At 72.3% G+C, this 13,018-nt stretch carries 7 protein-coding genes; 4 read left to right on the top strand and 3 right to left on the bottom strand.

From position 1 onward, the window contains the following. Window positions 1-120: 120 nt before the first annotated feature. From IPK24_08535 to IPK24_08520, 4 genes are all read left to right on the top strand, one after another. Window positions 121-4,545, top strand: coding sequence for a winged helix-turn-helix domain-containing protein (locus IPK24_08535; protein ID MBK8075594.1), 4,425 nt, complete (start codon window positions 121-123; stop codon window positions 4,543-4,545). Continuing rightward, window positions 4,517-5,542, top strand: a complete 1,026-nt coding sequence (locus tag IPK24_08530) for a hypothetical protein (GenBank protein ID MBK8075593.1) — start codon at window positions 4,517-4,519, stop codon at window positions 5,540-5,542. Before IPK24_08535 ends, IPK24_08530 begins: the two co-directional genes overlap by 29 nt. A gap of 37 nt (window positions 5,543-5,579) precedes the next feature. Beyond that, entirely contained in the window at window positions 5,580-6,515 is a 936-nt protein-coding gene (locus IPK24_08525) for a hypothetical protein (GenBank protein MBK8075592.1), read from the top strand. 108 nt (window positions 6,516-6,623) lie between these two features. Beyond that, window positions 6,624-8,015, top strand: a complete 1,392-nt coding sequence (locus IPK24_08520; protein ID MBK8075591.1) for a vanadium-dependent haloperoxidase — start codon at window positions 6,624-6,626, stop codon at window positions 8,013-8,015. 98 nt (window positions 8,016-8,113) lie between these two features. Here IPK24_08520 and IPK24_08515 read toward each other — a convergent pair whose 3' ends face one another. The 3 genes from IPK24_08515 to IPK24_08505 are packed head-to-tail and all read right to left on the bottom strand — an operon-like array spanning window position 8,114 to window position 13,011. Next, window positions 8,114-9,589, bottom strand: a complete 1,476-nt coding sequence (locus tag IPK24_08515) for a DUF1298 domain-containing protein (protein MBK8075590.1) — start codon at window positions 9,587-9,589, stop codon at window positions 8,114-8,116. Beyond that, window positions 9,582-11,072: an HAD-IB family hydrolase gene (locus IPK24_08510; protein ID MBK8075589.1), complete on the bottom strand. Its 1,491-nt coding sequence runs from the start codon at window positions 11,070-11,072 to the stop codon at window positions 9,582-9,584. The genes IPK24_08515 and IPK24_08510 overlap by 8 nt, the downstream gene beginning before the upstream one ends. After that, a complete protein-coding gene (locus tag IPK24_08505) occupies window positions 11,053-13,011 on the bottom strand; it encodes a lysophospholipid acyltransferase (GenBank protein MBK8075588.1) in 1,959 nt (652 codons plus the stop codon). The genes IPK24_08510 and IPK24_08505 overlap by 20 nt, the downstream gene beginning before the upstream one ends. Between the last annotated feature and the right edge of the window lie 7 nt (window positions 13,012-13,018).

Genomic DNA, 13,018 nt, shown 5'->3' with positions numbered 1-13,018 from the left:
ACGACCCTATGAGTGGCCCCGACCGACGACCATGAAACGCCAACTCCTGGCTCGTCGACATCGACCGTGCTTCACGATCTCTGAATGCGGCAACCCCTGCCGACGAACTACCGTTGCTGAATGATGTTGCGGGTACTGGGCCCGTTGCAGGTCGACGGCCCGGACGGGGCGGTATCCGTGGGGGGCCCGGTTCCTCGCCGGATCCTCTGCGCGCTGCTGGTCCGGCCCCGCGAGGTGGTTCCGGTCGACAGCCTCGTGGACGCCGCGTGGGGTAACGCCGCCCCGCCGAGCGCAGAACGGACGCTGATCAGCCATATCGCCCGGCTGCGTGAGGCTTTGGCTCGCCTCGACGCTGCTGCACCCGTTCAACTGGAGCGCAGCAACGGCGGATACCGGCTGATGGTCGCGCCGCAGGTGGTGGACGCGACCCGGTTCGAGCAGACCCTGTTCGGCGTCTCGAACCTGCCGGCCGCCGACGCCGTACCGGCGCTGCTCGAGGCCACAGCGCTGTGGCGTCCGCCCGCACCGTTCGCCGATCTGCAGGACACGACCTACCCGGCAGCGGAGGCGGCCAGGCTGGTCGAGCTGTACGGGTCGGCGATCGAGGCGCTCGCGGCCGCCCAGCTCGACGCGGGCGATCCCGTGGCTGCGGCCGCCGGAGCGCAGGCACGGCTGCGTGAGGACCCGTACCGGGAGCGGTTGTGGGAACTGCTGATCCTGGCCCTGTACCGCCAGGGACGGCAAGGCGATGCGCTGGAGGCCTACCAGAGTGCCCGCGTCGAACTGCGAGACGGGCTCGGCGTGGATCCCGGCCCGCTCCTGCGCCGGCTCGAAGCGAGAGTCCTGGCGCAGGATCCCGGGCTGCTCGCGGGTTCGGCGCAGATCCGGCGACCCTGTCCCTACAAGGGTCTGGCCCGCTACGACACCGCGGACGCCGCCTTGTTCGTCGGCCGCGAGCGGCTGGTGGACGAACTGGCCGCCCGCCTCGTGGACGAGCGATTTCTGGTCGTCGTGGGGCCGTCCGGCGCAGGCAAGTCCTCGCTGGTGCGAGCCGGCCTGGTCCCGGCCCTGGCGACCGGCGCCCTTCCGGGGTCGCAGGACTGGGGCGTCTCGGTGATCGTCCCGGGGGCCGAGCCGGTCGAGGCCCTGGACGGCGCGCTCGCCGTCCGGCCGGAGGTTCTGGTCGTCGATCAGGCGGAAGAGGCGTTGCTCACCGATGACGGCGCGCGGCTGGTGGCGTTCGGCGACCGGCTGCTCGAGGCGATCCGCGACGGTACCCGGGTCGTGCTCGTGCTGCGTGCGGACTTCTTCGGGCTGCTCGCCGGGCACCCCGTGCTGGCCCGCCGGGCCGGACCGGCGACGGTGCTGGTGGGGCCGCCGGACGAGCAGGAGCTGCGCCGGATCGTCACCGACCCCGCGGCTCGGGTGGGACTGCGGGTCGAACCGGCGCTGGCGGACCTGGCCGTGGCCGAGGTCCGTGACCGGCCCGGGGTGTTGCCGGTGCTGTCCACCGCGCTGGTGCGCGCCTGGGAGCATCGCGATGGGGAGGCCCTGACCGTCGCCGCCTACCGCGCGGGCGGCGGCGTCGCGGCATCGCTGCAACGGGTCGGTGAGGAGGCGTGGGCCGCGTTCGAGGACGACGCGCAGCGGGCCGCGGGCCGTCGCCTGCTGTTGCGTCTGGCGTTGCAGGAGAACGGGTCCTGGGTACGCCGCTGGGCCCGGCGGGCCGACCTGGTCCGGCCCGACGACCCGGCCGCCGCGGCGGCGTTGGCCGTGCTCACCGAGCGTCGGCTGGTGATCGCGCGGGCCGAGGATCTGGGGATCGCTCACGAGGCGCTGCTCACCGGTTGGCCGCGGCTGCGCGGCTGGCTCGAGGACGGCCGGTCCCGCGCGGAGATCCGTGAGCGACTCGCCCTAGCCGCAACCGCTTGGGAGGAGGGCGATCACGATCCCGGCGAGCTGTATCGCGGCACTCGGTTGCAGGCCGCCCTCGACACCGCCGCCGCCGGCCCGGAGGACCTCACCACGCTGGAGCGCACCTTCTTGGCCGAGTCGGCGGCCGAGGCCGACCGGCAACTCGACGACCAGCGCGCTCGGGCCGACCGGGAGTCGCACGGCCGGCGTCGGGCTCGCGTGGTCGCCGCCGTCCTGGCCGTCACCCTCGCCTTCGCCGCCTCCGCCGGCGCCTACGCGATCACCCAGCAGCGCACCGCCCAGCGGTCGGCCCTGGCCTCGGACGCCGCGCGGCTCGGGGTGCTCGCCCGAGCCGGTGGCGACTACGACCGGTCCCTGCTCCTGGCGGCACAAGCACTGGCCATGGACCCCTCGCCGGAGGCCGAGAGCGACCTGTTCGCGACCCTGCTCCGCGGCGACGCCGTCACGGTGACCCTGCGCGCGCCGGGTCGGGCCCACTCGATCGCCATCGCCCCGGACTCCAGATCCGTTGTCGGCGTGACCCATGCGGGCGACGTCGTCCGGTGGTCGGTCTTCGGCGGCCCCAGCAGCACCCTGGCCCGGCTGGGTCAGACCCCCGGCGAGTTCTCGTTCAACGGCGTCCTGACGACCGGCTCCCAGATCGCCGTCGCCCACGACGGGCGGCTGGTGGTCGGTGTCTCCTCGGAGGCAGGCCACGGCAGCCTGCAGCTGCTCGACGCCACCACCTCTCGGGTGCTCGAGCGATTGCCGGTCGATCTCTTCGTCGGCTGGGCGTTGTCCCGGGACCGCCGCGTCGCCATGGCCGCGACCCCGGACAGCATCCGAGGTCTCACGCCCGGCCTGCTGATCTGGCCCCTGGACGGCCCGGCCCACGAGGTGCGACGGATCGCGTTGGGGGCCAGGCCGATCACCGTCGCCGCCTGCGGCAACGCGGCCTGCGTCCTGACCGATCGCGAGCTCGTGCGGGTGCGCTTGGCCGACGGCGTGGTCGAGGGACGCGTTGCGCTGCCGCCGAACACCATCGACCCGCAGCGGCCGGAGGCGGTCCACAAGCTCGTGGTGAGTCCGGACGGCGCCACCCTCGCCGTGACGTCCCTCGACGGCACCCTGCGCCTGCTGGACTCACGGACCGGCAGGGCGGTGCGGGAGCTGACCGGCACCTCCGGGGATCTACAGGCGCTGGCGTTCTCCCCCGACGGGACCCGGCTCGTGGCCGCCGATCACTCCAGCGTGCTGATCTGGCGCACCGACATCACCGCTCGTCCGGAGCGGCACGACGTGCACGGTGGGCGGGTGTCGACCGCGGAATGGTCCGCCGATGGGGGCACACTCGCCACGCTGGGCGTGGACGGGGGCGTGGTGCTGCTGGACATGACGGGCAAGCGTCGCGTCGGGGCCGTCCTCACGGACGCCCTCGGTGCGCGGACGACCACCTTGTGGGCGACGGAACAGGCGATCGTGGTGGGCCAGGTCACCGGTCGGCTGCTGTTCGTCAGCCCCCTCGACGGCACCATCGAGCCGGCAGCCGAACGCCCCCACGGGACCAACGCGATCGACAGCGCCCGGGCCGGGCCGAGCGGGGAGCGCCTCATCACGACGGACTATCTCGGCGCCTCGGTGTGGGACCTCGCCGACCGCCGGCTGCTCGGCAGCGTCGAGCTGCTGACCGATCCGCCCTCGCCCGACCCGTCGTCCGACAGCGCGCCCTACTACAACACGGCATCGTGGGTGAGCCCCGATGGCCGGCTCGCGGCGAGCACTCCCAGTCGCGCCGGACCGGTGATCGTCGATCTGTTCACCCGCCGGGTCGTCCGCCGGCTCCCCCCACTGCCGCCACCCGAGGCCCAGATCGAGGTCAGCGTTCAAGGCTGGACGCCGGACGGCCGCTCCCTCCTGATCACCCGGCAACTGTCGAGTGCGGCGTCCGATCTGCTGGTCGTCGACGCCACCAGCGGAGCGGTCAGGCTGCGGGTCGACACCAACTCCGCGCTCCCAGGGGAAACCGTCGCGGACCCCACCGGCCGCTATCTCGTCGTGGGCACGACCGCGGGGACGCTCCTGGTCCTCGGTGCCACGGACGGTCGCCCGTTCGCGCCGGCGTTGCAGGCCAACGACGGCAGCGTGATCAACGTCTCGATCAGTCCGAACGGGCGCTATATCGCCGCGGCCGGTCAACCGCCGCGGCTGACCGTCTGGGACACCCGGACGTTCCGACAGGTCGCGATCCCGCTGCCGCTCGACGTCAATGCCGCTGAGGCTCGCGCCCGGTTCGCTCCGGACGGTCGCCTCATCGTGGCGACCGGTTCGGTGCTGCGGGCGTTCACGATCGACCCGGCTCAGTGGCTCGCTCGAGCCTGCCGCGAGGCGGGACGGGGTGCTGACGCGGGACGAGTTCGAGGAAGTCCTGCCGGGTCGGGCCTACGAGCCGGCCTGCGCCTGACCCGATCGGACGCCGAAGGATCGCGGCCTGCAGCCCACCCGCAGTCGGGCTGCAGTCGGGTTGCAGTCGGGCTACAGCGCACCGCGGCCAGCCTGGGCAGGGTCGGCGGGAACCACCCGCCCAGCCCGGGAGGGCCGCCACATGGCCTCGCGCACGCCTCGTCGACGTGACACCGGCTCCAGAATTCCTGGCCTGGCTCGCACGTTGATCGCCATCCGGCCGATCGCCCTGCTGCTGGCCCTCGCCGTCGCGTCGGTCCTGGGCGTGGTCGTCGCAGCGCAGCTGACCGATGACACGTCCGACACTCAACACTCCTCGGCCGACACTTCCGAAGTCATTCCCCTCGCGAGGCCTACCACGCACGCGGCGACCTCGCCGACGACACCCACCGCGACGAACACTGACGAGGACGACGGTTTCGCCTATATCCCCTGGGGACCGAGCGACGCGGTGATCCCCGAGCAGTACCGAGCGCTGGCTGCCGCGACGGGTGATCCTGAACGGTGCACGACGGTGCAGGACAAGGCGCCCCAGGACAAGACACCCGAGGACACGTTCTGGCCCGTCGTGGTGGAGATGTGCCTGGCCATCTCGGGGCACGGGTCGTGGCCCTCGACGGTGCCGGCTCCCACGCCCGCCGACAACGACTATCAGGCCTGTCTGGACCAGGACATCGTCGCGATGCTCAAGCGCGCCCTGAGGTGGCACCAGCAGCACCCGGGCGCCGTACCAAGAGTCACCCAGGCCCACCCTTCGAGCAGGTCCGATTGCCAGAAACGCCTCTACAACACCGAGATCCGGCGCCCGGTGATCGGCGATCCCCCCGGCATCGCCGTGGTGTTCGACGCCCCTGGCCTGGACGGCGAGACCCAGACGCAGGTGACACTGCGCGCGAAGCAGCTCAGCACCACGGCGGAAGCCACCATCGACGAGGACAGCGAGGATCCCGAGCAAGGGTTGAGGCGATTCGTCGTCCAGGTGCCGGGTGCGGCCTACCCACGGACGGTGCGGCTCGAGGTGGCTTCTGCCTTCGGCACGTTGACGACGACGATCGAGCTGCCTGCGGTTGACACCACGCCAACGCCAACGCCAACCCCCTCCAAGACGATCACGACCGTCACCCCGAGCACGCGAGGCTCCGTTGCGCCGACCTCCGCACCGAGCTGACGACCCCGGCCCGCGGACGGCGCCAGCCGACGACGCGGTGACCGGGCTCAGCGGCCAGGACGTTCTCTCCGCCGTCGGGGCGTTGGGAGCCCTCTCCACGGTGGCCACGGCCACCATGTTCTACTTCGGCTGGCGGCGCAGCGACGTCCAGGCACGCCTGATGGGCATCGACGTCAGCCTCTTCGGCTTCTCAGCGCACGACTACATCCTGCGCAGCCTGAGCTCCCTCTACCTTCCGCTGCTCGTGCTCTGCGGCCTGGGCTTCGGCTGGTTCCTGCTCCATCTGCGCGTCGTCCGCGTGGTCTCGGGGGTGTCAGGTGCGTCGAGCCCGCCGAGCCGGCGGCGCCGGACCGCGGCAGCCTGGGCGCTCGGCGTGGCCGCGACCGCCGGTATCGCCGCAGCGGGTTCGATCCTGTTCTCGCTGCTCGCGGGCCTCACCGACCCGCCGATCGGCGTCCGCTGGCTCGCCGTCCGGCTCCGCGACAGCGCGTGGGTGGTGCCTCTCGTGACCCTCGTCGCCACCCTCACCGGTGTCTATGCGGGGTGGATCCACCGCCGGTTACGAGCAGCACATGCGACCCCCACGACGCAGACGTCCCGGCGCCCCTTGCTGCCCCAGGTCCTGGTCGGGGGAACCGTGATGTTGTCGACGTTCTGGCTGCTGGAGGAGTACGCCTCGGCGGTCGGCCGTGGCTACGCGCAGCAGCTGGCGCACAGCGTCGACCAGCTCTCCAGGACCGTGGTCATCAGCCCACGGCCGCTGGGCATCAGGGCGCTGGGCGTCCAGCAGGAACGCGTCGGGACGACGGACTCCCCGTCCTCCCCGGCCACGGTCTACCGCACGATGGGACTGCGACTGCTGGCCCGATCCGGCGGCAAGGTCATCCTGGTGCACGACGGCTGGAACCTCGCCACCGGAACCGTGATCGTGCTTCCGGACAGCGACGACCTGCAGTGGGAGTTCTCCCGCTGAGCCGACCTGCAGTTCACCTGCAGTCGGGCTGCAGCCGAGCTACAGCCACCGGCGAGCAGCCTTCGGACGACGGCGAGAACCACTCGCCCACATCCGGAGGACCGAGTCATGACCCTGCGCGTCACGAAACGCCCCACGACTCAGCTGAGCGTCGTCGTCACCACGGTCGGCGTCGCCATTGCGGCCCTGTCTGTCGCAGGATCACCAGCAACCGCCGCATCGTCGCCGAGTAGCACCTCGACCGGCAACGCGGTGATCGCCTGGAACGCCAGAGCCGGGGACGCCGCGCTGGCCGCCTGTATCTCGCCCGCGGACGACCCACTGCACGAGTCGCGCATGTACGCGATGATGCACCTCGCCGTCCACGACGCCCTGAACGCGATCGACCGCCGGTCTCAGCCCTACGCGTATCACGAACGCGCCCACGGCAAGACCTCCCCGGATGCCGCGGTCGCGGCCGCCGCGCGGGACGTGTTGGTTGCCACGGTCGGGCAGCTGCCGGCCCCGTTCCCGACGTCCTGCCGGGATGCCGGCACCGCCAGCGTCCTGGCCGGCTACGCGACCGCACTGGGCGCCGTCCCGGACGGCCCGGCGAAGGCCCGCGGGGTGGCCCTGGGACGTGCGGTGGCCGCGAAGATCCTCGCCCTGCGGGCCGGCGACGGCTCCGACACCCCGCTCATCGACGCCGGGTACCCCCAAGGCACCATGCCAGGGAAGTACCGATTCACCCCCGGCAGCACCTTCGCGTTCGCCCCGGGCTGGGGGACGGTCAAACCGTTCACCCTGAGGACGGCGGATCAGTTCCGCCCCGGCCCTCCCCCGGCGCTGACCTCCGCCCGCTACACGCGGGACTTCCGAGAGGTCAAGCGCCTCGGCGGCGACGGAGTCACCACCCCCAGCGCTCGGACCGCGCAGCAGACCCAGACCGCGCTGTTCTGGTTGGAGTCCTCCCCGCTGGCCTGGAACCGGCTCACGCGCGGCATCGCCGTCGACAAGCACCTCGATGCCTGGGCCGCGGCCAGGCTGTTCGGCCTGCTGAACATGGGCATGGCCGACGGCTATGTGGCGACCTTCGACACCAAATACCACGACGCGTTCTGGCGTCCGGTCACGGCCATCCGCGCCGCGGGCACCGACGGCAACGATGCCACCAGCCCCGACCCCGGCTGGACGCCGCTGCGGCCCACCCCGCCGATCCCCGACTACGACTCGGGGCACGCGGTCCAGGGCGGAGTCGCGGCGGCCGTGCTGCGGGGCTTCTTCGGCACCGACCGGGTCAGCTTCAGCACGTGTAGTCGCACCCTGCCCGCCGCCGACAGCTGCACCGACGCCACCCCGGTCGTCCGGCACTACAGCCGGTTGTCCCAGGCGGCCGAGGAGAACGGCCTCTCCCGCATCCTGATCGGCTTCCACTTCCGCACCGCCGTCCAGGCCGGACTCCACCACGGCACCCACATCGGCAGCCACGCCGTCGAGCACTACCTGCGGCCCACGCACTGACAGCGACTCAGTCGGCGGCGTCCGGACGTCGGGGGTGGGTACCGCCACCCCCGGCGTCCGGGCGTTGGAGTCCCACCGATCGTCCAACCCTGACCCAGCTACAACGCCAGCACCTCGGCCAGCCCTTCGGCCAGGCACTCCATCAGCACGTCGTCGTCCGGCACCGCGGCGGCATCGATGGTCAGTCCGATGCAGCAGGTGCCCACGTGCGAGAGCATCGCGGCCATCAGCGCCACCCCGGGCAACGGCCCGAAGGGATACACCCGCACCACGCGCGCCCCGGCCAGGAACACCGGTTCACTTGCCCCCGGCACGTTGGACGCCGCGAGGTCGGCCCGCGCCCCGAGGGAGATCACCGCGGCGCCCACGGCCGACGGCAACCGATTGGCCAGCGGGGTGAGCACCGAGAACGAGTCGAGAGCGGGTTCGTTCAGCTGGGAGAGCACCGCACCGCGGATCGCGGCGATCCGGTCGGCCGGGTCGGCGATACCGATCGGCCCGGACAGCATCGCCCCGGCAAACCTGTTGCCGCCCATCGGGTCATCGGCCCGGCGCAACGACACCGGCACGGTGATCGGCAGCTCCTCGATCGCCACCCCGTGCCGTTCGTGATAGCGGCGCAGGCCACCGAGCAACACCGCGAGATAGGCGTCGTTGACCGATCCCCCGGCTGCGTGGCCGGCGGCCCGCAGACTCGCCAACGGGCACTCGAGCGTGCGCAACACCCAACGCCGCCCGTCCCGGCCGGCGAACAACGGGGACGACGCGGCCGCCGGCGGTGAGAGCACGCGGCGCAGCGAGGCAGCGAATCGCAACCCGGCCGAGGCGGCGCCGGTCGGGTCGGTGACCACCCGCCGTCCGGCCTGCACCAGGTTGAGCACCAGGCCCGGCGCGGCCTGCGCGGTCTGCATCACTCCGTGCACGGTCACCGAGAGCCGATCGGGAGCCTCACCGTCCGAAAGGGCTTGCGCAGCAACAGGTTTGTCGCTGGTGTGGCGGCGGGTACGGCTGTGCAGGGCCGTCAGCAACTGCACGGCACCGACCCCGTCGGTGAGCGAGTGGTGCAGCTTGAGGAAGTAGGCCGCCCGCGCCGTCCGGGTGCCCGGTTCGGGCGCCAGGCCCTCGATCAGGGTGGCCTCCCACAGCGGCCGGGTGCGGTCGAACGGCGTGATGGCCAGCACCGAGACCAGCTCGTGCAGGTCGTCGAGCCCGTTGCGCCGGCCGAGCTGTTCGCGTCGCACGTGATAGCCGAGGCTGAAGTGCCGGTCGACCACCCAGGCCGGCGGACCGGTCGGCAGCAGCGGCTCGACCACCCGTTGCCGGGTGCGCGGCACCAGCGACGTGGCCCAGTCGTGGGCCGCGACCAACCTCTCCCAGTCCGGTGCCCGGTCGAGGATCATCAGACTGCAGATGGTCGAGGACTGCTGCGGGTGCCGCTCGGCGCGCCACATGGTCGCCTCGAGCTCGTTCATGGTCTCGCCGCGGCCCCACTGCGCGGCCGCCGCCCACGCGGCGCGGTTGCGCGCGTCGGCGTCCGGCTCGTCCGGCTCCGGCGGAACACCCGACTCACGCATCGTGCCCTCCTCGAACAGATGACGGTCCCGGGTGATCCCAGTCGGCCAGGGTGCGTCGGTACGCGGCGTGCAGGTCGGCGATCGCGGCGTCCAGGCCCTGTTTGGTGCGGGCGGCCTCGGCCCAGCCGGTCACCGGGGGCAGCACCTGCACCTGGACGACGCCGGCGCGGATCGCGTGCCCGTGCCGGGGCAACACCTCACCGGTGTTGCGCAACACCACCGGCAGCACGGGGACCCCGGCCTGAGCGGCCAGGTGGAAGGCGCCTTTCTTGAAGGGCAACAGGGTCTGGGTGGGCGAGCGGGTGCCCTCGGGGAAGATCAGCAACGAGGTGCCGGCGCGCACTCGGTCGGCGACCTGGGCCAGGGTCGCGCGGGCCGACTCCGAGCTGCTGCGATCGATGAAGGCCGGATCCAGCAGGACCGACCCGAGCACCGCCCGGGGATCCCAGCGGGCCTCCTTCTTGGCGACCACGGTGAAGTCACCGCGCAACAGCGAGGCGACCACCACCGGGTCGATGGCGCTCTGATGGTTGGCCACCACGATCGCAGGGCGGGCTCCGCCCCGATCGAGGTCCAGGTACTCGGCGCCCCGCACCGCCAGCCGCACCCCGGCCACGCGCAGCGCGGTGTCGCAGGCCATCGCCACCGCGGCGTTCACGCCCCGGCGGCGATCACCGGTGACCGCGCCCCAGGCCAGGCCCCCCAGTGCACCCAGGTTCATGCCGCCGAGCGCCGCGGCCGTGCGCACCACCTCGGCCAGGCCAGCCTGCGGCGGGTCGGCCAGGTCGAGCACGGGCCAGGCGAACCGTCCGGCCGCATCGCGCAGCCCCGGGTCAGGGCTGAGCGGTACCGGCCGACCCACCATGGCGAGGAAGTCGACGTCCTCGGTGCCGTTGCCGTACCCGAAGCTGACCCGCAGGTTCACCCCGTGGGCCTGGGCGAACGACCGGACGCCGCGCGCCTTGCCCGGGCCCCAGCGCATCGGGCCGTCGGTGCGCCCGGTGAACACCCCGTCGCGCAGCTCGAGCCGGGTGCAGATCAGGTGCTCGATGCCCAGATCACGGGCCACCGGACCGATCTGGTAGGCGGTCGCCGCCGACGAGATCACCACCGTGTGGCCCTGGCGTTGGTGCGCGCGAACCAGTTCGCGGGCCTGTGGGCGGAGCGTGCGGGCGATGGCGTCCTGGAACAGCCGCTCGCCCAGGTCGGCGAAGGTGTCCTCGGTGCGGCCGCGGAGCACCCCGAACGCGGACTCGCCGCTCTTGAGCGGATCGCCACCGAGGTAGGTGCCGTCGACGGCGGCGGCCACGGTGCGCATCGCCGTCCGCACCCCGACCTCACCCCGACGCACCTGATCGGTGAAGAACGTGGTCGCCGTGAACCCGGCGACCAGGGTGCCGTCGAGATCGAAGAACGCCCCGACCTGCGGACCGGCCGGGCCGGCCGCGATCGCGGCGAGGTGCTCAGTGAGCTGCACGGTCACCGCCTGGTTCCTGCCCGGTCAGTAACTGATCGGTCGCCTGATCCCCACGCCGGGCGGCGCGATCCAGGTCGGCGATCCGGTCGAGTTGGGCCACCACACCGGCGATCTCGTCCCGCAACGCCGTCCGACGGGTGGCCAGGTCCTGGCCCCGCACCAGACCCCGGTGCTCGACCAGGCGTAGCCCGGTGCGGAACAGCTCCAGCGAGACCGACTCGGCGCTGGCCACCCGCCGTTGCAGCACCCATTGCTCGCCCACCTGCAGGGCTTCGGTGAGCAGGTACTGGGCTGCGGCGTCGTCCAGCTCGGCGTCACCCAGGGCGGCGAGCCGATCGGCGACCAGCAGGTAGGCGTCCAGGAACGGACGCAACACCAACGGGGCCAGGTGCGGTCGCGAGCCCGCCAACAACTCGCGGGCCGCCTGAGGGCTCAGATCGGTGTCGGCCGAAGCGGTGACGCCGGTGAGCAGGGTCAGTTCCTGACGCAGATCGGCGAGGAAGTCGGTGCGCGAGCCGAAGAAGAACTCGAACTTGAGTAGGTCACGCAGCGCCAGCGCGGTGTGCCACGCACCGGCCAGCCCGCCGGCTGGGCCGCCGGCTGTGCCCTCGGTTTCGCCGACGGAGAGCAGCGCCACCTCACCGATGGCCCGCTCCACCAGGAAGTGGATCACCGTGTTCCGGTAGAAGGCGGCGACCAGGTGCTGGTCCGGGGCGATCCGCCAGACCGGCTCGGTGCCCGCGTCGTAACAGTCCAGCACCCCGGAGGCGGTCAGCTCCTGCAGCGTCCGCCGGATGGTCGAGCGGTCCGTCAGAGTGGCCGCCCCGGCCACCGGCCGCTGTCGCGCCGCGAGGTAGGTGGCCAGCGGCTCGACCGTGTCCAGCACCCGGTCGAAGGTGAGCGCCCGGTCGGCGCCCAGCAGGGCCAGGCACACCACGGCGGTGACCGTCACCGGGGTCGCCCGGTTGATCCGGTGGCTGACGTCCAGGGCCACCCGCTCGACCGCGGTGTGGGTGGGCAGGCCCTGGCCACGCAGTTCGGCCATCCGCTGCCGCAGCGGCATCGGCTCACCGACCGTGAGGTAGGCCCGGCCCAGACGCTGGCGCTGCGAGCGGGCGAACGACACCAGCCAGCCGAAATCCTCGGGCCGTTTACGACCGCCCTTGGCCTCGGCGGTCATCCGGGCGACCTCGTGCAACTGGTAGTAGACGATGGCGATCGGCACCACCATCACCTCGGGGATGGGCGGGGTGGCGAGGCTGCCGACCTGATTCGAGTCCTCCGCGCCAGACTCCACCGCATCGACCAGGTAGCGCAGGATGCCGTGAACGGGCGGACGCAGCTTGCCGGTGCGGGTCCGGCCGCCCTCGATGGACCAGGCCAGGTTCGCCCGCTGCCGCACCAGGTGGGCGATGTAGCCGCGCAACGCCAGCCGGTAGACAGGGGTGTCCCGGGTCGCCCGGCGGATGAAGATGACGCCGGTTCGGCTGGCCAGCCGTCCGAGCACCGGCAGGTCGAGGTTCGCGCCGCCGAAGGTGTAGGTGGGTGAGAAACGTCGAGCCGCCAGGGCCAGCGGCAGCACCCAGCCGTCCAGGTAGGAGCGGTGCGAGAAGATCAGCGCCAGGCTGTGCTCCCGGTCGAGTGAGCGCAGGCGGGCCAGCTCCTCCTCGTCGACCAGAACATCGTGCGCCCGTAACATCCAGGCCCCGAACCGGTTCCACGACCTGGTCGCCCGGTCGCCGTGCGAGGCGAGCATCTCGGTGAGGTAGCCGTGCGCCTCGGTGCGCACCGCGGCGAGTTGACTGCCGTGTTCGGTGGCGAAGCGCTGCAGGGACGCCGCGAGCGCCGGCTCGTCGAGCAGCGCGGTGGCGTCGGTCACCTCACCCGGAGGGGCAGCTGCGTTGGTCATGGGGCATAGCCTGCGACCACAGCGCCCGGCTGTCACGAGGTTG

The organism is Kineosporiaceae bacterium, from assembly GCA_016713225.1.
In the GTDB taxonomy this organism is placed as follows: Bacteria; Actinomycetota; Actinomycetes; order Actinomycetales; family Kineosporiaceae; genus JADJPO01.
This window is presented reverse-complemented; position numbering and strand designations above follow the sequence as displayed.

Bases quoted from the DNA above. Each gene is read 5' to 3' on its own strand.
- IPK24_08535 (MBK8075594.1), top strand. From the start codon at position 121: ATGATGTTGCGGGTACTGGGCCCGTTGCAGGTCGACGGCCCGGACGGG.
- IPK24_08530 (MBK8075593.1), top strand. From the start codon at position 4,517: ATGGCCTCGCGCACGCCTCGTCGACGTGACACCGGCTCCAGAATTCCT.
- IPK24_08520 (MBK8075591.1), top strand. From the start codon at position 6,624: ATGACCCTGCGCGTCACGAAACGCCCCACGACTCAGCTGAGCGTCGTC.
- IPK24_08515 (MBK8075590.1), bottom strand. From the start codon at position 9,589: ATGCGTGAGTCGGGTGTTCCGCCGGAGCCGGACGAGCCGGACGCCGAC.